18 protein-coding genes and 1 pseudogene are annotated in these 19499 nt (G+C 46.7%); 5 read left to right on the forward strand and 14 right to left on the reverse strand.

Annotated elements, in window-relative coordinates; genetic code table 11:
• Positions 1–3: 3 nt before the first annotated feature.
• Positions 4–1038, reverse strand: a complete 1035-nt coding sequence (gene pheS, locus M1D65_RS13935; protein ID WP_004398818.1) for a phenylalanine--tRNA ligase subunit alpha — start codon at positions 1036–1038, stop codon at positions 4–6.
• Positions 1039–1119: 81 nt separating this feature from the next.
• On the opposite strand from pheS, the gene M1D65_RS13940 reads away from it, so the two are divergent.
• Positions 1120–1326, forward strand: a complete 207-nt coding sequence (locus M1D65_RS13940) for a hypothetical protein (RefSeq protein WP_004398812.1) — start codon at positions 1120–1122, stop codon at positions 1324–1326.
• A 66-nt stretch (positions 1327–1392) separates the two neighbouring features.
• Here M1D65_RS13940 and M1D65_RS13945 read toward each other — a convergent pair whose 3' ends face one another.
• On the reverse strand, positions 1393–2139 hold the full coding sequence (locus tag M1D65_RS13945) for a TrmH family RNA methyltransferase (RefSeq protein WP_187001849.1): 747 nt from the start codon (positions 2137–2139) through the stop codon (positions 1393–1395).
• Positions 2140–2257: 118 nt separating this feature from the next.
• On the opposite strand from M1D65_RS13945, the gene sspI reads away from it, so the two are divergent.
• From sspI to M1D65_RS13965, 4 genes are all read left to right on the forward strand, one after another.
• On the forward strand, positions 2258–2473 hold the full coding sequence (gene sspI, locus M1D65_RS13950; protein ID WP_021480275.1) for a small acid-soluble spore protein SspI: 216 nt from the start codon (positions 2258–2260) through the stop codon (positions 2471–2473).
• 68 nt (positions 2474–2541) lie between these two features.
• Complete coding sequence (locus M1D65_RS13955; RefSeq protein WP_085187341.1) at positions 2542–3648, forward strand: CdaR family transcriptional regulator; 1107 nt, start codon at positions 2542–2544, stop codon at positions 3646–3648.
• 102 nt (positions 3649–3750) lie between these two features.
• Positions 3751–5163 (forward strand): glycolate oxidase subunit GlcD, encoded by a 1413-nt coding sequence (glcD, locus tag M1D65_RS13960; protein ID WP_085187338.1) that lies wholly within the window; start codon positions 3751–3753, stop codon positions 5161–5163.
• Positions 5160–6494 carry a (Fe-S)-binding protein gene (locus M1D65_RS13965; RefSeq protein WP_446014778.1) on the forward strand — a complete coding sequence of 445 codons (1335 nt, stop codon included), beginning with the start codon at positions 5160–5162 and terminating at the stop codon, positions 6492–6494. Before glcD ends, M1D65_RS13965 begins: the two co-directional genes overlap by 4 nt.
• Before the next feature lie 38 nt (positions 6495–6532).
• On the opposite strand, the gene M1D65_RS13970 is transcribed toward M1D65_RS13965, so the two are convergent.
• The 12 genes and pseudogenes from M1D65_RS13970 to araA form a co-directional block, all read right to left on the reverse strand.
• Complete coding sequence (locus M1D65_RS13970; RefSeq protein WP_250620824.1) at positions 6533–6901, reverse strand: VOC family protein; 369 nt, start codon at positions 6899–6901, stop codon at positions 6533–6535.
• Positions 6816–7003 (reverse strand): annotated as a pseudogene (locus M1D65_RS13975) (hypothetical protein). The gene M1D65_RS13970 and the pseudogene M1D65_RS13975 overlap by 86 nt, the downstream one beginning before the upstream one ends.
• Positions 6946–8742: a carbon starvation protein CstA gene (gene cstA, locus M1D65_RS13980; RefSeq protein WP_014477607.1), complete on the reverse strand. Its 1797-nt coding sequence runs from the start codon at positions 8740–8742 to the stop codon at positions 6946–6948. The pseudogene M1D65_RS13975 and the gene cstA overlap by 58 nt, the downstream one beginning before the upstream one ends.
• Positions 8743–8893: 151 nt before the next feature.
• Positions 8894–10396, reverse strand: coding sequence for an alpha-L-arabinofuranosidase AbfA (gene abfA / locus M1D65_RS13985; RefSeq protein ID WP_003222445.1), 1503 nt, complete (start codon positions 10394–10396; stop codon positions 8894–8896).
• An 18-nt stretch (positions 10397–10414) separates the two neighbouring features.
• Positions 10415–11260: an arabinose ABC transporter permease AraQ gene (gene araQ, locus M1D65_RS13990; RefSeq protein WP_003229508.1), complete on the reverse strand. Its 846-nt coding sequence runs from the start codon at positions 11258–11260 to the stop codon at positions 10415–10417.
• Complete coding sequence (locus M1D65_RS13995; protein ID WP_003229507.1) at positions 11261–12202, reverse strand: carbohydrate ABC transporter permease; 942 nt, start codon at positions 12200–12202, stop codon at positions 11261–11263.
• A gap of 35 nt (positions 12203–12237) precedes the next feature.
• A complete protein-coding gene (locus M1D65_RS14000; protein WP_015714490.1) occupies positions 12238–13539 on the reverse strand; it encodes an ABC transporter substrate-binding protein in 1302 nt (433 codons plus the stop codon).
• Between the two features lie 30 nt (positions 13540–13569).
• Positions 13570–14754, reverse strand: a complete 1185-nt coding sequence (gene egsA, locus M1D65_RS14005) for a sn-glycerol-1-phosphate dehydrogenase (protein ID WP_326154445.1) — start codon at positions 14752–14754, stop codon at positions 13570–13572.
• Entirely contained in the window at positions 14751–15569 is an 819-nt protein-coding gene (gene araL, locus M1D65_RS14010; protein ID WP_072173639.1) for a sugar-phosphatase AraL, read from the reverse strand. The genes egsA and araL overlap by 4 nt, the downstream gene beginning before the upstream one ends.
• Positions 15547–16236 carry an L-ribulose-5-phosphate 4-epimerase gene (gene araD / locus M1D65_RS14015; protein ID WP_003229501.1) on the reverse strand — a complete coding sequence of 230 codons (690 nt, stop codon included), beginning with the start codon at positions 16234–16236 and terminating at the stop codon, positions 15547–15549. The genes araL and araD overlap by 23 nt, the downstream gene beginning before the upstream one ends.
• 16 nt (positions 16237–16252) lie before the next feature.
• A complete protein-coding gene (gene araB, locus M1D65_RS14020) occupies positions 16253–17935 on the reverse strand; it encodes a ribulokinase (protein ID WP_326154448.1) in 1683 nt (560 codons plus the stop codon).
• A 13-nt stretch (positions 17936–17948) separates the two neighbouring features.
• Positions 17949–19439 (reverse strand): L-arabinose isomerase, encoded by a 1491-nt coding sequence (gene araA, locus M1D65_RS14025; protein WP_041851079.1) that lies wholly within the window; start codon positions 19437–19439, stop codon positions 17949–17951.
• Positions 19440–19499: the final 60 nt, after the last annotated feature.

Genomic DNA, 19499 nt, shown 5'->3' on the forward strand with positions numbered 1-19499 from the left:
CTCTTACGCCTGTTTAAACTGCGAAATAAATCTGACATCGTTTGTATAGAAGTGGCGGATATCATCAATGCCGTATTTCAGCATCGCGATGCGCTCAACACCCATTCCGAATGCGAAGCCCTGATATTCCTTCGGATCAAAGCCAGCCATTTTAAGCACGTTCGGGTGAACCATGCCGGCGCCGAGGATTTCAATCCAGCCTGTTCCTTTACATACTGAGCAGCCGTTCCCACCGCATTTAAAGCATGTCACATCCACTTCTACTGAAGGCTCAGTAAACGGGAAGAAGCTTGGGCGGAGTCTGATTTCGCGGTCTTGCCCGAACATTTTTTTCGCAACGAGTTCAAGCGTTCCTTTTAAATCACTCATGCTGATGTTTTTGTCAACGACAAGCCCTTCAATTTGCATAAATTGGTGAGAGTGCGTCGCATCATCGTTATCACGGCGATATACTTTACCCGGGCAAATGATTTTAACGGGACCTTTGCCTTCATGCTTTTCCATCGTCCGTGTTTGGACAGGAGAAGTTTGCGTTCTCATCAAAGTTTCCTCTGTGATGTAAAAGCTGTCCTGCATATCGCGCGCTGGGTGTTCTTTCGGAAGATTGAGCGATTCGAAGTTGTAGTAATCCGTTTCAACCTCTGGCCCTTCCTCGACTGTGTAGCCCATACCGATAAATAAATCTTCAATTTCTTCAATGACAACAGTGAGCGGATGGCGGCCGCCGACTGCAACAGGGTTCCCCGGCAGCGTGACGTCAATTGTCTGCCCTGCAAGCTTCTGTTTCATTTCCTCTTCTTCAAGCTTCTCGTTTTTGTCAGCAATCGCATTGGCAATACGCTCCCTTACTTCGTTCGCGAGCGCCCCCATTTTTGGACGTTCCTCAGCAGAAAGCTTGCCCATTCCGCGCAGCACTTCTGTAATCGGCCCTTTTTTTCCGAGATATTGCACCCGAATATCATTGACAACCTTCAATGAGCTTGCCGCTTCTACTTGTTCTAAAGCTTCTTGTTCCAGCTGTTTTAGCTTTTCTTCCATTTTGCATCCTCCTTTTATGTAAACAAACCGTCATATGTCTTTGGAAAATAAAAAAAACCCGTCCCTTGTACAAGGGACGAGTTGTGGCCGCGGTACCACCCTTATTTCAGACAGACTGATGCTGTCGTCAGCTTCATTGACATAACGGAATCAGATTCCGGTTCACCTTTACGCGCAGTGTACGCGGTCCCGGCGACAACTCAAGAGGTGAAGCCAATTTCCGGCTGCGTTAAAAATGCTCTCAGTCAGCGGCATTTTCTCCCTGGAAAGCAGTTGATCAGAAATTGAGGTCCTCTGTCACGGTTTTTGAAATATTATGTTCTATTATAGAGAAATCCAACGCTTGGCGCAACACTATCCTCGCAAGTGATACACGAGGATGGCAGCCGCAACCGCAACGTTTAGTGATTCAGCCTGTCCGTAAAGCGGCACGTACAGGTTCAAATCCGTTTTTTCCAGCAATGCAGCATCCACCCCTGCACCTTCATTTCCTACAATGAGCGCAAAGGATTCAGACTGAGGAATCTCCTGGTAAGGCGCTCCGTTTTGCAGCGCCGTGCCGTATACTTTTACGCCCTCTGCCTTCAATTCGTCCACATATGAAGGCAGGTTTCTTCTCACAACAGGAATATGGAAGTGAGATCCTTGAGCAGATCGCAGTGTTTTTCCGTTCAAGGCGTCCGCCGTGCCGTCACCGAGTACAACCGCATCCAAACCGGCCGCATCAGCCGTTCGAATCATTGTGCCAAGGTTGCCCGGATCTTGAACAGCGTCAATCAGCAGCACCTTGCGTGCCGTTGCCAGCTTTTCTTCAGGCATATGGCACACAGCGGCAATCTGCTGCGGCGTTTCGGTTTCAGTCACAGCTGAAAACGCATCTTCACTCAGCATATAGCACTGGATACCAGTCTCAAGATCTGAAGGAATCTTCGTTTCATCCTTTACAAGGATTTCTTTCACAATGCCCGGGCTTTTCAACGCCTCTTCAACGAGGTGTTCTCCCTCTATCAGAAATGTATTTGTTTTTGTTCGTTCTTTTTTTGTGTGAAGCTTTTTCCAATCCTTCACTTTTTGGTTTTTTGCCGATTCTATTTGTTTCACTGTCTATGTGGCGCTCCTTTTTTTAACATGATGTTATTATATCGCAAGAACAGCACATAATAAACCAGGTGCAGGGTTAGAATATACGTATTACATTTTAGAAAAAGGAGCGTTTTACATGGATCTTAATTTACGTCATGCCGTCATCTCCAATGTCACCGGTAATAATCAGGAGCAGCTTGAGCATACAATCGTAGATGCGATTCAAAGCGGAGAAGAAAAAATGCTTCCAGGGCTCGGCGTTTTATTCGAAGTCATTTGGCAGCACGCATCCGAAAGTGAGAAAAACGAAATGCTGAAAACGCTTGAAGGCGGATTAAAACCCGCCGAATAAGACATGAAACCGGGTGACAGCGCCCGGTTTTTTTCTTATATAATAAAAACATGATGAGGGGGAACGCCATGTTTTTACAGCCGTTATTAGCGAAAAAAATTATTGCTGAAGTTAAAAAAATGTACGAACGTGAAGTCATTATTGTAAACACGGACGGTCTTATTATGGCAGGCACAAACGATGAGCGTGTCGGACAATTTCATGAGGGAGCGCTTATCTGCGCAAAAGAAAGACGCAGCGTGATTATTACAAAAGAAGATGAAACAAGATTAAAAGGAGTGAAAGCAGGCATAAACCTCCCTGTATTTTTTGACCATGATGTGATCGCCGTCTTCGGGCTGACAGGTGAACCTGCAGAGATTCAGCCATTCGGAGAACTGCTTCGAAAAATGACAGAGCTGTTCATTAAGGAATCACGGCATTTAGAGCAATCCCAGTGGCGTGAGAGAATGCTGGAGTCCTTTATGATCGATTGGCTGCAACTAAAGGAGTGGTCTCCCAGTTTTCTTGAGAAAGCTCAACTTCTTGGTGTTGACCTTTCCTCCCGGCGCCAAATGATTCTTATTCAGGGGTATGAGTGGTCACGTCATGATATTGAAAAAATGGCACGCATCTGGAAATCATCGTACCCTGCGGATTTGTTCATCAGGTGGGGAAATGAACGGATTTTGATTAATCATGAAGTGCCGCAGCATGAACAAAGGGATCGGCTTTTACGGAAAATCCTTCACATTTGTTCGTTTGCCAATACCGCAAGCAGCCAATATACAGCAGCTGGCGCCGGAAGAGCTGTCGCAAGCTCCAGCCTGACAGAGTCATACGAGCAAGCGGAAAAAGCGCTGGCTGTCAGCCTTAAGCGAAAAACGCCCATATTTGAAGAGGATCTGAAGCTTGATATGTGTCTGACGGAGATCAGCCCGGGAACCCGAAACGAATTTCCGCAAAGAGTATTAGGAGATGCGCTAGAGCATCAGGAACTTATGAATACGTTACGGACTTTCTTTCATCACGATTTGTCTTTGAAACAAACCGCTGAAGACATGCATATACACATCAATACATTGCGTTATCGTCTGTCTAAGGCTGAACAGCTGACGGGTTTACGTTTTGACCGTACCGAGGACGTCGTCACGATGTACGTCGCCCTCTATTTTTTAGATCAAGATACAAAATAGAGAGAGTTTCAGTTTCATTTTTTGTATGTTTCTCCATGGAAGGCTTTGCTTTTTTTCTTTTACAATAGATTGAAAGCGTTTTTTGACAGGGGGATGGGTGAAATGATCACCAAGGATGTAAAGGAACAGCTGATTCGGGTCTCCGGACCAGAAAACTTTGATGACTCGAATGCCGGCCGTCTCGTCTATTCATATGATGCGACGCCTCAGTATCAGTCTATGCCTGATGCCGTGATTGCTCCGAGGAATACTGATGAAGTAGCACGCATTTTAACAATTTGCAGCGAACATCGAGTGCCGATCGTTCCAAGAGGATCAGGGACAAACCTGTGCGGCGGCACGTGCCCGACTGAAGGCGGACTTGTGCTTCTCTTTAAGCACATGAACCGGATTCTTGAAATTGATGAAGAAAATTTAACTGCCACAGTTCAGCCGGGCGTTATTACGCTGGATATGATCAAGGCAGTTGAAAGCAAAGGTTTGTTTTATCCGCCCGATCCGAGTTCTATGAAAATCTCAACTATCGGCGGCAACATCAATGAAAACTCCGGCGGGCTCCGCGGATTAAAATACGGCGTCACCCGCGACTATGTTATTGGACTGGAGGTTGTGCTCGCAAATGGTGACATCATCCGCACCGGCGGAAAACTCGCAAAGGATGTGGCCGGATACGATCTCACACGTCTTTTTGTCGGCTCAGAAGGAACACTCGGCATTGTGACAGAGGCAATCGTCAAGCTCGTTCCAAAGCCTGAAACAAAAAAGACGCTGCTTGCCCTATATGAAAATATCGATGCCGCTGCTCAAACGGTATCAGACATCATTGCCGCAAAAATCATACCCGCCACGCTTGAATTTCTCGACCAGCCTACACTTTTGGTGATTGAGGATTATGCCAAAATCGGTCTTCCGACAAGCGCAAAAGCAGTTTTGTTAATTGAACAAGACGGGCCATTTGAAACTGTTGAACGGGATATGGAAAAGATTGAGGCGATCTGCAAAAAAGGCGACGCCGTTTCCGTTCAGACCGCACAAACAGAGGAGGAAGCGTTTGCCCTGACTGAAGCCCGGCGTTCTGCACTTTCTGCCCTAGCCCGCCTCAAACCGACGACGATTTTAGAGGATGCGACCGTTCCTCGCTCAGAAATCGCCAATATGGTTAAAGCGATTAATGATATTGCTGCTAAATATGATATTTCCATCTGCACCTTTGGCCATGCGGGAGACGGGAACCTTCACCCGACATGCACGACAGACATAAGAAATAAGGATGAAATGGAACGTGTCGAACAGGCTTTTGCCGAGATTTTTGAGAAAGCGATTGAACTTGGCGGGACGATAACCGGAGAGCACGGAGTCGGGGAAATGAAAGCGCCTTACTTGGAAATGAAGCTGAAAAAAGAAGGCATTGATGCGATGAAAGCGTTGAAAGCGGCATTTGACCCCCGGAACATATTAAATCCCGGCAAAATGTTTGCGAAAGATGCGAGAAAACGTGTGGTGACGGAAAGATGACAACAGAAAAAGAAATGAAACAGATCCAAAATGAATTTAAAGAGCGTATGGATGAAGGCGAGTTATTAAATTGTATGCGCTGCGGTTTCTGTCTTCCTTCCTGTCCGACCTATATCGAATCGGGATTTCAGGAAACACACTCTCCGCGCGGGCGCATCGCCTTAATGAAAGCCGTAGCCGACGGTATGATTGAACCGGATGAAGATGTCGAACGGTCGCTGTCACTTTGCCTCGGCTGCCGCGCCTGTGAGCCTGTATGCCCGTCTGGCGTGAAATACGGGCAGCTGCTTGAGGAAGCCAGAGATATTATCCACCAAAATAAAAAACACTCGCTTGGTGAACGTGTCATGCGAAAGACGGCTTTTCACGAGCTGTTTCCGCATCAAAACCGCATGCGCTCAGCTGTAAGCCTTATCGGTTTGTATCAGCGTTCAGGACTGCAAACCGCTGTGCGAAAATCAGGCATGCTTCGGGTCCTGCCTGAGCATTTGCGGACGATGGAAGCTGTTCTTCCTGATGTTCCAAAAAGCAAAGACATGAAACATCGGCCGCGTTTCCTGCCGTCCATTGGTCCCATGAAAAAACGGGTCGCCTTTTTTTCGGGCTGCTTAATGGATACAATGTTTTTACCGACCAACAACGCCACATTGAAGCTTTTACAGCTGGCAGGCTGCGACATTGTCATTCCGCCTGAACAGGCTTGCTGCGGGGCGCTTCATGGACACAGCGGTGAAAAAAACACAGGGAAAGAGCTCGCGAAACAAAATATCGCTGCTTTTGAAGCGTTAGACGTGGATGCTGTCATTACAAACGCAGGAGGATGCGGAGCCTTTCTCACTGAATATGATCATTTGCTGAAGGATGACCCTGAGTGGTCGGAACGGGCTGCTGCGTTTGTTCAGAAGCTGAAAGATTTTTCGTCCGTTTTGGTTGAGCTCGATTTCCATCAAATGGATCTAGCACTCGAGACGCCGCAGATCATTACCTATCAAGATTCATGTCATCTAAGAAATGTGATGCATACGTCACTCGAGCCCCGCCAGCTTCTTAAAAGCATCAAAGGGGCGGAATTCAAAGAAATGGAGAAAGCAGACAGCTGCTGCGGGTCAGCGGGAATTTACAACATCGTCGAAGCTGAAATGTCTATGAAAATACTGGACAGCAAAATGGCTGCCGTCAAAGCAACCGAAGCGATCCTCATTGTAACAGCAAATCCCGGCTGCCTGCTGCAGATGAAGCTCGGCATTGAACGCGAAGGACTAAGCGGTAAAGTCAGAGCTGTTCACCTGGCTGATCTGCTATTGGAAGCAGCCGGGTACAAAACATTATGAGAAAGCCCAAAACAACCATTGTTTTGGGCTTTTGTGCGTTATTCCATCGGACTGCAAATTTCGATATAATGTCCATCTGGATCAGCGATATAGGCGACCGTCTGCCCCCATGGTTTCACTTTCGGCTCCCCGATAATCGATACGCCTTGTTCTCTCATCCTTTTGATGACCGCTTCTACATTTTCAGTAACAAACCCGATTTCAAATGTGTTTGAAGCAGATGTATCCGGAATGTCCAGCGCCGTGATGTCTCTGGCGCTTTCCCGCGTATTAAGCGCCAATATCGTAGACCCTGTATCAAATTCGACATAAGTGCCGTGTTCAACACGAATCGGCAGTCCTAAAATATCCCGGTAAAAATGAATAGCCCGCTTGCTGTCCGATACGTATAGAATAAGATATTTCATTGATAGATTCATTGAAAACCCCCTCAACATTTTCAATAGTCCTTCTAGCCCGGTATAGACGCTTCCATCCTTAAGCTCGGATCTTTCCACATCTGCGCCCATTTTTTCACAGCCGCCACGATAATGATGAAGCCTAACACCAGCATGATGATAGATAATACGCCATTCAATACACTATATCCTGCTGCTTCAGGATTGAGATACACATTGCGCACCATCCAATAGCCCGCATAATTGACAGTGACATATAAATAGGCAAGCGGGATAAGGCAAGTCAGAATGTATCGGCGTTTATCAGCGATTTTCAGCACGATGGTCGCTCCGATAATCAGCCCCACTGAAGCCATCAGCTGATTAGAAACGCCGAACAGCGCCCAAATGGAACCGATATCTCCTGAATACAGCAAGTACCCCCACATCAAACAGGCAAGCGCGCTGGCAAATACAGAGCCCGGAATCCAGTCTGTTTTCTTCAGCGGCTTATACACCTCCCCGAAGAAATCCTGGATCAAATAACGGGCGACGCGTGTGCCGGCGTCAATCGCTGTTAAAATAAAGACCGCTTCAAACATAATGACAAATTGGAAAAAGTATGAGGCCAAATGGCTGAAAAACGGCATTCCGGTAAAAATATAAGTCATTCCCACCGCAAGCGTGACGGCTCCCCCTGTTCTTCCTTCTAAGTCCAAACCGATTTCCCTGCTCAATTCAGGCAAATGTACGACATTCATGCCAAGCGTACGGAAAACCTCAGGCGTGCTGTTAATCGCAAAGTAATCAGCAGGCTGTAAAGCGGTCGCTGCAATCAGCGCCATGATGCCGACAAGACACTCAACAAGCATTGCGCCAAACGCAACCGGCTTCATGTCACTCCATTTATTCAGCATTTTCGGTGTCGTTCCTGAGCCGACAAAGGCATGGAACCCAGAGATCGCCCCGCAGGCGATGGTTATTGAGATGAACGGCCAGACAGGTCCTGCCAGCACCGGCCCGCCGCCTTTTACGAATTCTGTAAACGCAGGAAACGGAATGGACGGATTGACGACAAACACACCAACAATCAAAGCGATAAAAACACCGATTTTCATAAAGCTGCTTAAATAATCACGCGGAGCAAGAAGCAGCCAAACGGGAAGCGCAGCCGCAAAAAACGCATAAACAGGAAGCGCTATTGCAAGCGTTTTCGTATCTAGTGTTAAAAAGTCACCGAGCGCTGTAGTCTGTACCCATGGACCGATAAAGACTCCTGCCATTAAAAAGAGAAAGCCGACCGTTGAAGCGAGCTTTAAATTTCCCGTTTTCTTATAAAATAAGCCCACACCCATCGCAATCGGTATCGTAATCCCTACCGCAAATGTTCCCCATGGATTACGTTCAAGCGCATGCAAGACAACCATCGACAGACCCGCCATTGTGATCGTGATGATAAACAGCATGGACAGGCCTGTACAAAATCCTGCAACAGGGCCAAGCTCATCCTTTGCCACTTCCGACAGCGATTTTCCGTTTTTGCGCATCGATGCAAACAACACCACAATATCATGGACGGCTCCCCCAATTACCGCCCCGATTAACAGCCACAATAATCCCGGCAAATAGCCAAACTGCGCCGCCAGAATTGGTCCGACCAGCGGCCCGGCCGCTGCGATCGCGGCAAAGTGGTGGCCGAACGAAACCCATTTATTTGTAGGCACATAGTCTTTCCCATCCTCAAGCGCATGAGCAGGTGTTGGCTTGTCATCATTCACTTTGAGAACCTTCACCATCATAAATGTTCCGTATAAACGATAGGCAATAGCCAAAATACACATTGATGCTATCACAATTGTAACCGCATTCATTTTCTCCCATCCCCTTTGCTGTTTTTCATAAATATATCATAATTTCATGGTGAAAAGCGGTCATTTTTTCCTATACAAAAAGCCGGCTTGAACGGGCCGGCTCGTGGTAGTTGAAAGACAAGCCGGAGAGAAATCTCCGGCTTAGCTTCTCTTATGACTGTTTTTTCAGGCGGATCACATTCCAGGAAAGCGGCGTGAAATGAGCAGTTAAGCCGTTTTCGCTGACAGACGATGTTCCGTTGGAATGCGGAACGACATTTTTTCTGTTATGCTGGTTTGTCGCTTTGATATCCTGATGCTCAAGTACGATGTGCTCTGCGATTTGGTAGGATTCAAAGCCTCTGAGCGAAATCTCCGTCTCCATCTGATCCTCAGCCTTGTTTACCGCAAAAATAGTGAGGGTTTCTTCCTCTTCAGAGTACACAACAGCAGCATCAACATATGGCACATCAGTGAAATCAGAACAGTCGTACTTCGGAGAAGAAATAAGCGGTTTCAGTGACTCGCCCCTTCCATAAACAGAAGCATGCATGTATGGATAGAAAATCGGCTGTCTCCATGCTTCTCCGCCTTTTTCCGTCATGATCGGCGCGATGACATTGACAAGCTGTGCAAGACACGCAATTTTCACACGGTCTGCGTGCTGCAGCATCGTAATGAGCAGAGAGCCGACTAATAAGGCATCTTCAAAATTGTAAATATCCTCTAAAATCGGACGCGCAGTGATCCACGGCTCGACTTTTTTATCAGCCTCATTTGAGTGGTACCATACGTTCCATTCATCCAGAGAAAGATTGATAGTTTTCTTGCTGCGTGTTTTTGCTTTTACATAGTCACAGGTCGCAGCGACTGATTTGATAAAATGATCCAAATCCATAGAACGTGCCAAGTAGTTTGGCAGATTGTTATCCCGGTTTCCGTAGTAAGTGTGAAGAGAGATATAGTCGACATGCTCATACGTATGCTCAAGCACCTTCGCTTCCCAATCGATAAAGGTCGGCATGCCGCTGTTTGAGCTGCCGCAGGCAACGAGTTCAATTGATGGGTCAACCCACTTCATGACCTTTGCTGTCTCTGCAGCAAGCCGTCCGTATTCATCAGCTGTTTTGTGGCCGATCTGCCACGGTCCATCCATTTCGTTTCCTAAGCACCATGTTTTGATGCCATACGGCTGTTCATAGCCATGCGATCTTCTTAAATCACTCCAGTAAGAGCCTTTCGGATGGTTGCAATATTCAACGAGATTACGAGCGGCATCTATGCCCCTTGTGCCAAGGTTGACGGCCATATTGACCTCAGTGTTCACCTTTTTTGCCCAAGATAAAAATTCATTTGTTCCCACTTCATTGGTTTCTGTCGTTTGCCATGCCAAGTCAAGCCGTCTCGGGCGGTTTTCGACTGGTCCGACACCGTCCTCCCAGTTGTATCCGGATAAAAAGTTTCCGCCCGGATAGCGGATGATGGGAACCTGTAATTCTTTGATCAGCGACTGGACATCTTTTCTAAATCCATCTTCATCCGCTTCAGGGTGATCAGGCTCGTATATGCCTTCATATACCGCACGACCCATATGTTCGATAAACGAGCCATAAATCCGTTTATCTACTTCACCGATTTTATATTCTTTGTCTACAATCATTCGCGCTTTTTTCATCACACGTTTCCTCCTTCATTAACCTTTGACTCCCCCTACCGTCAGGCCGGAGATAAAGTACTTTTGGAAAAACAAGAAAATGATAATCACCGGCAAAATCGCAAATACTGAGCCGGATATAAGCATGTCGTAATTATTTCCATAAGGGCTCAGCAAGCTGGACAGCCCTATTGGAAGCGTAAACATTTCTTTCGACCGAAGCACAATCAGCGGCCATAAGAAGTTGTTCCAGCTGTTTAAGGACTGGAGGATAATCATCGCGCCGAAAGCCGGTTTCATCAGCGGTGCCATAATCCTGAAAAAGATGCCGAATTCCGTACAGCCGTCCATCCTTGCAGAGTCCAGCAGATCTCTTGGTAGGCCAAGGGCATATTGCCTGAAAAAGAAAACGGCAACAGGTGAAACGATAAACGGCAATATGACACCCGTATATGAATCGATCAAGTGCAGTCCGACGGTAAGCTTAAACAGAGGAAGCATCATCACTTCCAGCGGAACCATCATAATAATCAGCACAAGAACAAAGATGATATTTCTGCCCTTAAAATCATAAACCGCAAGCCCGTACCCGATCATCGAAGAAAAAAACAGGGTGAGCACGGTTGTGAAAAGCCCGAGTACAAGACTGTTAAAAAACCATTTGAAATAAATGCTGCCGCCATTAAACAGAAATGTGTAGTTATCAAAACTCATCACTTTTGGATCAATATCAAGATTCAGCCCCACACGCAAAAGCTCAGATGACGGCTTTAATGATCCTAAAAGCAAACAGAAAATCGGAAAAAGATACAATAGGCTCAGCATCATAAAAAACAGGGTCAGCGCAATTCTATAAACGCTAAACTGAGGACTGTGCCGCAACATTTATCCCTCCCCCTTAAACGAGCCTGACAGCTTTAATGAAATCAGGCTGACAACAAGGATCACAATCAAAAGCACAATGCCGATGGCCGCTCCGTATCCCATTTCGTTGTAGGCAAGCCCCTGCTGATACAAATATCCGACAAGCGTCAGACCAATATTACCCGGGGAATTATTCTGCCAAAGGACGTAGCTTTCCTCAAACATCCTGAAGCCGCCGATGATGCTGATGGTCAGCACATATACGGTTACAGGCTTGAGAAACGGCAGCGTGATGTGCAGAAATTTTTTCATTGTATTCGCGCCGTCTATATCAGCGGCTTCGTACAGCTCTTTCGGCACATTTTGCAAACCGGCTAAAAAGTAAAGGATGTTGATTCCCATCCATCTCCATGAAGCAAGCAGCACCATCAAAAACATGCCGGTATGTTCATTGTTCATCCAGTTCTGAGGTGAAAAGCCGAGTTTAAGTAGGATGGAATTGGCCAGAGACGTTTCCATTTCTCCGAAGATCAGCCGAAAAATGATCCCCGCGACAATGGTTGAGGTCAATGCCGGGATAAATAATGCTGATTTAAATATATTTCTAAATTTGACCAGCTTTGAATTCAGGAATATGGCCAGAAGCAATGGAACAGGAATCAGCACGATCAGCGTCCAAAAGGTGTATTCCAGCGTATTCCAAAGGGCGGTATAGAACGTCGGGTTGTTTAGCGCTGTATAATTAGACAATCCGACAAAGGACACCTCTCCCGGCAAAATTCTTTGGAAGCTCATGATGAAGACACTAATGATGGGGTATAGAAAAAATACGAGAAAGGATAAAACGAATGGCGCTGTAAACAGATAGGGCGCCGCTTTTTTTGAATAAAACAGATCTCGCCAGCCTGATTGTTTCGCAGCTGAAGGAACGGGATGAACCGTTCCCGTTTTCACAGGTTTCATGAGAACCTCCCCGCTTTCACTTTTTGAATGGGATTCTATTTCTGTTTCAGTTCACCTGCCGCTCTGTCCAAGGCTTGTTTAGGCGTTTTTTGCTGAGATTTAAGCGCGTCGAACAATACGCTTCTGTTGACAAGGTCTGAAGCCTTGGCAAAATCCTCATGTAAATAAATTGGATTGATTTCATCCTTGATATCGAGCAGCACAGAAAAAATGCCTGTTCCGTTTTGGAAGTAATCCGTGTATTTGTTTTTCTCTTTCAATTCCTTGGAGCTCCAAACATCCCAGCGAAGCGGGTCAAAGCCGAGTACGCTCCAGAGTTTTTTATTTCCTTCTTCAGAGCCCTTCGCAAAGGCCAAAAACTCTTTTGCTAACTCAACATGCTTGGATTGCTTCGGTACAACAGTTGCCGTACCGCCCAAACCTGCCGAGCGGTCGCCCCCCTCTTTCCATGCCGGGAGCGGTCTGATGGCAATCTTCCCTTTCAGATCAGGCATATAATCGATAAATCTTCCCATATACCAAATCGGCATGAGGACTGAAGCAGCTCCTCCTTGGTTCATAAAGCCGTAGTATTCTTCACTGTGATGCCCGCCGCCCGGCGCAGGAATCATCGTTTTATCATTGATCATGTCTTTTAAATATTGAAGTGTTTTTACGTTGGTGTCATTATTGAGGATCAGCTTGCCGTTTTTATCAAAATAGCCTGAGTTTTGCTGTGAAATCATAGATAAGAACGTTGCGGAATCATTTGTTTCCACCGTTCCCATCGGTTTCCCGGTCACTTTGCGCACTTTCTGTCCGGCTTTATGGTAATCATCCCATGTTTTAATATCGTCAGGATTGACGCCGGCTTTCTTCATAACATCCATGTTATAAAACATGACTGTTGTTCCTACATGCGTATCGAGTCCGTAAAGCTTGCCGTTTTTGCTGTACAATGTCAGCCGCGCCTCAACGAATTTATCGCGATCCTTTTCAATCAGCGGAGTCAAGTCGGCAAGCGGTATGTCAGAGCCCTTCAAAAAGTTTGAAAAACGGGCCAATTCGACATCTGCAATATCAGGAACGCCTTCTCCCGCTATTAGGGAGATAGATAAGTTATCGTGCATTTGTCCATATGGATAAACGACCGTATTCAGCTTAATTTTGCGGTCAGGATATTTTTTGTTCCATTCCTTCACCATTTCCACATAGAACTGCTCATGAAGCCCGTTAAATGTCCAAAAGGTCAGCTCGGTTTCACCCGACTTCCCGGATGATCTTTCTGCTGAACACCCGGCAATGACTAATGTCAGCAGCATCATGAGCACAAGAAAACAGACAGTCATTTTTTTCATCTGCGTTACCCCTTCCATTCGAGGTGCGGGCTATTCATATAGACCATGGTTGATCAGCGTTTTGTTTTCATTAATGATTCTTAATCCGGTGCAGCGGTCTCTTAAGGTGTGCGCATGTCTGAAGGCATTCTTGACGGAATCCTGCCCGACACCGATTTCGTCAAAATACGCAGGGCCTCCGGCTGATCTCAGCCAATCAGCCAGCACTTCTCCTTCCGGGAGAGTTTGATAAGCCGATTGGATGGCTTGCCGCCGACTCGGTGAAAATTCGTTCAGCCCGTCATCCTGAGCGAGCTTTCTGTATGTGTCAGTTAATAAAACAGCTGCACAGCCCACCTTTGCCCCATGAAGAATCTGTGGCCGTTTTTTCTCCATTAATTCCATCTCAATCCAATGTGAAATATGATGCTCTCCGCCTGATGCCGGGCGGGAATGATCTAATGCCAGCATGACAAGCCCCGATACAAGTAAAGACTTCATCAAAACCCGTATGCCAGTTTCCGTTTTCATCGCAATGTCTTCTGTGTGTTCAATGCAGGCAGCAAGCGCCTCCTGAACAATCTTAGCTCCTGCAGGCGAATAAGGCTCACCGGCAAGATGCCGGGATATTTCCCAATCTGCTAAAGACGTGATTTTACCGAGCATGTCACCAAATCCAGCCGCCACCATTGACTGCGGTGCCGCTTTTAATAGATCCAGATCAGCGAACAGCGCAGATGGGGCCTTCGTTTGAATGGTTGTTTTCGTGCCGTATAAAATAATCGGCGCACCGGCTGATGTAAAACCGTCTACAGATGGAGCAGTCGGATAAGAAATAAACGGCAAATCTCTTTGAAACGCCGCAAAGCGGACGATATCATGAATCGTGCCCGAACCGACTGCGATCATGACATCCGTTGTTTGTTTCGTATGGATCAGCACATGAATGAGCGATCGTTCATCAGCTGTCACATCTCCGGCTTCATTTTCTGGAATGATCAGGCACTCGGCCTGAAATCCTGCTTGATTCAGTCGGTTTTCTAAATCAATTCCTGCAATGCGGTGTGTATTCGCGTCGCAGACAAGGACAATATGTTTATTGTTTTTTTGTTTTACATAATTCAAAAGCGAATCAGCTGCTTGTTTACCGAGAACAATTTCTTCAACTTTTATAGGCAACGTCTTTTCTCCGGCGTGTTCAAAAGCACGCTGAACGTCAGCTGCGATACGATTCATATCAGAATCCCCTCCTCAGCCAATTTGGTTACATCCTTAATAGAATCCAGCACATAATCCGGCGTGTACAAACGCTGTTCACCCTGTTTCGCAGAACCAGTTAGCACTAAGGCGCTTTTCATGCCATAAAGCTTCCCCATCGCAATGTCAGATTCAATGCTGTCTCCTATAATCATGCATTCATGTGCGGACAGCCCCATTGCTGTACAGGCAGCCTTCGCCATCAGCCATGACGGTTTTCCGACAACAAGTTCAGTCTTCGCTTGTGCGGAAGCCTCTATCGCCCCAATCATTCCAGCCACATCAATGGCATTTCCGTCTTCGTTCGGAAAAGAGCGGTCTTTGTTTGTAGCAATGATACGAGCGCCGCTGGCAGCCGCTTGAAAGGCTTGATTTAAATCGTCGTACGTGAGCGTTTCATGAAGGGAGATCACGAGCCAATCCGCTTCCTTCGGTTCGCTCGCGTTCTGCACACCGGCCAGCCTCAGCTCGTCAACCAAGCCTTGCTCCCCAAGCACCCATACCTTTGAAAAACGATAATGTTTTTTCAGAAAAGCCGCTGTCACGCTTGATGACAGAACAATGTCGTTTACGTCCGTTTCAATCCCCGCGCCAAGAAGTTTTTTTCTGCACATGGCACGGGAGATATTCCCCCGGTTGCTTAAAAAGACGATTTTCTTTCCCATTCTCCTAAGCGTTTTGATCGCTTCTCTTGCTCCTTCGATCAACTCATTTCCTCTGAATACAGTACCGTCCAAGTCAATCAGAATGCCAGCCGGTGACACAGGCGTATCATGACTGGCCATAATACGCATTTGCTCCGTGTTTTCGATAAAAATGCTTTTCATGCAGGACTGTATTGATTGGGGTTACATCCTTGTTCAGCATAATGGAGTGATAGGCCATTTCGGCAACCGTTTCTAATACAACTGCGTTATGAATGGCATTTAAGGCGTCAGTGCCCCAGCAGAACGGTCCGTGATTATTCACGAGCACACCCGGCACCTGTTCGTAGTTATGATGCTGAAAGGTTTCCGCTATGACTTTTCCTGTATTCAGTTCGTAGTCATGAATGATTTCTTCATCGTACATTTCTCGAGTACATGGAATCGCACTGTCAAAATAATCAGCATGGGTCGTGCCTAACGGAGGGATGTCTCTGCCCGATTGCGCCCAGCTTGTCGCCCATTGAGAATGGGTATGGACAATTCCCCCGATATTCGGAAAGGCTTTATATAAATAAACATGGGTAGGTGTATCTGAAGAAGGCTTAAGCGAGCCTTCGACGACCTCTCCATCAAGGTTCAAAACAACCAAGTCATCGGCTGTCAGGTCGCTGTATTCGACTCCGCTAGGTTTGATGACAATTCTTTCTTTTTCACGGTCAATGCCGCTGACATTTCCCCACGTAAAGGTTACCAGCTGATGCTCTTGAAGCTTCAGGTTGGCAGCCAGCACTTCTTTTTTTAATGTTTCAAGCATGCTCCATCACCCTTTATCAATTCTTTTTGGCGGCAGATGAAAATTGAAGATTTTTGATCGTTTTCAGACGTTTCATGACATGGTTTTCTTTTCCGAAATAATGAACCAGCTCTTTATATTCAGCGTACAATTTTTCATAAACCGCGGCGTTTTCGGCATTTGGCGTATAAGTTATATCTTTCAGTTTTCCCATGTTCGCCGCTGCCTCTTTGATGTCATCGTAGCCGCCTTTTTCTTTGCCTGCTGCAAGCGCGCCGAAAATGGCAGATCCTAAGGCTGGTGCTTGCGGTGAACCAGAGATTTTAATGTCCATGTTTGTCACATCCGCATATATCTGCATGACAAACGGGTTTTTCTCAGCTATTCCGCCGGCTGCGTATAGTTCCTCAATCGGAACACCGCTTTCTTTGAATGTTTCGATAATCATCCGGGTTCCGTAAGCTGTCGCTTCAACTAACGCTCTATAAATCTCTTCAGGCTTCGTCAGCAGGGTCATGCCAAGCAGCATCCCTGTTAAATCTGCATCAACAAGAGTTGAACGGTTTCCATTCCACCAATCTAAAGCAAGCAGGCCGCTTTCACCTGGCGCTTGATGGTTTGCTTTCTCACTCAGCAGCTCATGAACGCCAATGTTTTTTTCCTTTGCTTCCTCTTGATAAGCTGGCGGGACACATGTTTTCACAAACCAGTCAAAATGATCGCCGACACAGGACTGCCCGGCTTCATATCCCGCATATCCCGGGAGAATTCCGTTGTCCACAACGCCGCACATACCTGGAACGATATGCACCTCTTCACCAAGAAGAACATGGCACGTTGAGGTTCCCATAATCATCAGCATTTTCCCTGGCTCTGTAATGCCGACCGCCGGTACGGAAACATGAGCGTCCACATTGGCAACCGCAACAGCCGTTCCCGGGAGAAGCCCTGTCAGTTTTGCCATTTTTTCAGTCAGGCTGCCGGCTTTTTCTCCTACTGAATGAATAGAACCTGACAATTTGTCTTTTGTAATCGTTTTCATTGAAGGATTTAATTTCTCAAAGAAATCATCTGACGGATACCCCGCTTTTTCACTCCACATCGCTTTATACCCTGCGGTACAATTGCTTCGCTTGAGCGAGCCGCACAGCTGGTACACGATCCAGTCCGCAGCCTCGATGATCCGGTCAGCCGCTTCATAAATGTGAGGCGCTTCCTCGGCAATTTGCATGACCTTTGGAATCATCCATTCTGATGAAATTTTTCCTCCGTACCGCTGTAAAAAAGCCTCTCCTTCTTCTTCCGCGATTTGATTGAGCCGATCAGCATGTTTTTGGGCCGCATGATGCTTCCAGAGCTTCACATAGCTGTGCGGCTCCTCTTCATATTCAGGCAGCATGCATAACGGCTGCCCGCTGCTGTCAATAGGAAGGATCGTACATGCCGTGAAATCAATTCCAATCCCGATAATGTCTTTCGGTTCAACGCCCGTCTGTTCGAGTAAAGACGGAATGGTTGTTTCCAAGACTTCGAGGTAATCAGCAGGGTGCTGCAGCGCCCAGTCGCGCGGCAGCTTTTGACCCGTTTTTGGAAGGACGGTATCAATGACAGCATGCCTGTATTCTTTTACAGCAGCCGCAAGTTCCTTCCCTGTTTGGACATGAACGAGCACCGCTCTTCCTGATAAAGTTCCAAAATCAACCCCTATTGTGTAAGCCATGTGACATCCCCCTCTACTTTTGAAGCCGGTAAAGCGCCTCGTTCCATTTTAACTCGTGTTTCAGTTTATGAATTGTCGTATCACGGGAAATGAGAACACTTTCGATCCCCGCCATTTCCGCCCAATCAAGCATTTGCTCCGCTGTCAGTTCATAAGACAGGCAGGTATGATGTGCACCGCCGGCTAAAATCCATGCCTCCGCTGCTGTTTTCAATGACGGCTCCGGCTTCCAGAGAACACGGGCAACCGGTAAATTCGGCATATCTTTTTCAATTTCCTGGCCGTTGACTTCATTCAGCACAAGGCGGAAACGCCCGCCAATATCAACAATGCTAGCTTGAATGGCAGAACCGCTGATGCCGTTAAATACAAAACGCGCAGGGTCCTCTTTGCCGCCAATCGAAAGTGGATGAACCTCGATTTTCGGCTGATCCAAAGCGACAGTCGGACACACTTCAAGCATGTGAGAGCCCAGAATCATTTCATTTCCCGGTTCAAAATGGTACGTGTAATCTTCCATGAAGGAAGTTCTTTTTCCTTTAGCCATGATTTTCATCATCCGTACAAGGGCCGCTGTCTTCCAATCTCCTTCACCGGCAAACCCGTAGCCTTTCTCCATCAGGCGCTGAACGGCAAGTCCCGGCAGCTGTTTCATTCCGTGCAGCACTTCAAACGATGTCGTAAACGCTGTGTATCCGCCTTGCTCAAGAAAAGCGGTTAAGCCAAGTTCAATTTTCGCCTGTTCTTTAATGGACGCTACCTTTGCTTCGTCACGTTTTGTTTCCTCACTGATCACATATAGTCTGTCATACTCGGCATAAAGCGTGTCAACCTCGTCGTCCGTAATGCGATCCATCACTTCAACAAGATCCCCGATGCCATATCCGTCAACCTGCCAGCCAAATTGAATATGCGCTCCCACCTTGTCTCCGTCCGTTACCGCGACATGACGCATGTTATCTCCAAATCTGGCAACCTTAATATGTCTGCTTTCATTTAATGCAGCCGCCGTATCCATCCACTGGGACATTTCTTTTTTCACTTCTTCATCATCCCAATAGCCGGCAATGACTTTTCGGCTAAGCCCCATTCTCGAGTTGATGTAACCGTACTCACGATCGCCATGCGCGGATTGGTTGCTGTTCATAAAATCCATGTCAATCGTACCCCACGGGATATCGCGATTATATTGGGTATGCAAATGCATAAGCGGTTTTTGATAAGAGGAAAGGCCTTCTATCCACATTTTTGCAGGGGAAAATGTGTGCATCCATGTAATAATGCCAGCACATGTCTCACTGTACTCCGCTTCTCTTAACAGCTCTCTAATGGTTTCCGGTGAAGTGACGACGGGCTTATGAGTGATTTTATATCTGGAAGAAATCCCGCTGAGCCCCTCACAAATGCTTTTAGCATGCTGATCTACGAGTTCCAGCGTCTCTTCCCCGTATAGGTGCTGGCTTCCTGTCACAAACCAGAATTCATAATCCTTTGTCTGAAGCATGTAAACTGCCCCTTTCTCATAAAATAAAACGCTTTCAAATACAAAAGATACGTACTAATA

It is taken from the genome of Bacillus sp. JZ39 (genome assembly GCF_053903145.1).

Coding starts and splice junctions, on each gene's coding strand:
- araQ (WP_003229508.1), bottom strand. CDS start 11,260: ATGTTGCGGCACAGTCCTCAGTTTAGCGTTTATAGAATTGCGCTGACC.
- pheS (WP_004398818.1), bottom strand. CDS start 1,038: ATGGAAGAAAAGCTAAAACAGCTGGAACAAGAAGCTTTAGAACAAGTA.
- M1D65_RS13955 (WP_085187341.1), top strand. CDS start 2,542: ATGTTTTTACAGCCGTTATTAGCGAAAAAAATTATTGCTGAAGTTAAA.
- glcD (WP_085187338.1), top strand. CDS start 3,751: ATGATCACCAAGGATGTAAAGGAACAGCTGATTCGGGTCTCCGGACCA.
- egsA (WP_326154445.1), bottom strand. CDS start 14,754: ATGAATCGTATCGCAGCTGACGTTCAGCGTGCTTTTGAACACGCCGGA.
- araL (WP_072173639.1), bottom strand. CDS start 15,569: ATGCGTATTATGGCCAGTCATGATACGCCTGTGTCACCGGCTGGCATT.
- M1D65_RS13965 (WP_446014778.1), top strand. CDS start 5,160: ATGACAACAGAAAAAGAAATGAAACAGATCCAAAATGAATTTAAAGAG.
- sspI (WP_021480275.1), top strand. CDS start 2,258: ATGGATCTTAATTTACGTCATGCCGTCATCTCCAATGTCACCGGTAAT.
- cstA (WP_014477607.1), bottom strand. CDS start 8,742: ATGAATGCGGTTACAATTGTGATAGCATCAATGTGTATTTTGGCTATT.
- araB (WP_326154448.1), bottom strand. CDS start 17,935: ATGGCTTACACAATAGGGGTTGATTTTGGAACTTTATCAGGAAGAGCG.
- araD (WP_003229501.1), bottom strand. CDS start 16,236: ATGCTTGAAACATTAAAAAAAGAAGTGCTGGCTGCCAACCTGAAGCTT.
- M1D65_RS13970 (WP_250620824.1), bottom strand. CDS start 6,901: ATGAAATATCTTATTCTATACGTATCGGACAGCAAGCGGGCTATTCAT.
- araA (WP_041851079.1), bottom strand. CDS start 19,439: ATGCTTCAGACAAAGGATTATGAATTCTGGTTTGTGACAGGAAGCCAG.
- M1D65_RS14000 (WP_015714490.1), bottom strand. CDS start 13,539: ATGAAAAAAATGACTGTCTGTTTTCTTGTGCTCATGATGCTGCTGACA.
- M1D65_RS13995 (WP_003229507.1), bottom strand. CDS start 12,202: ATGAAACCTGTGAAAACGGGAACGGTTCATCCCGTTCCTTCAGCTGCG.
- abfA (WP_003222445.1), bottom strand. CDS start 10,396: ATGAAAAAAGCGCGAATGATTGTAGACAAAGAATATAAAATCGGTGAA.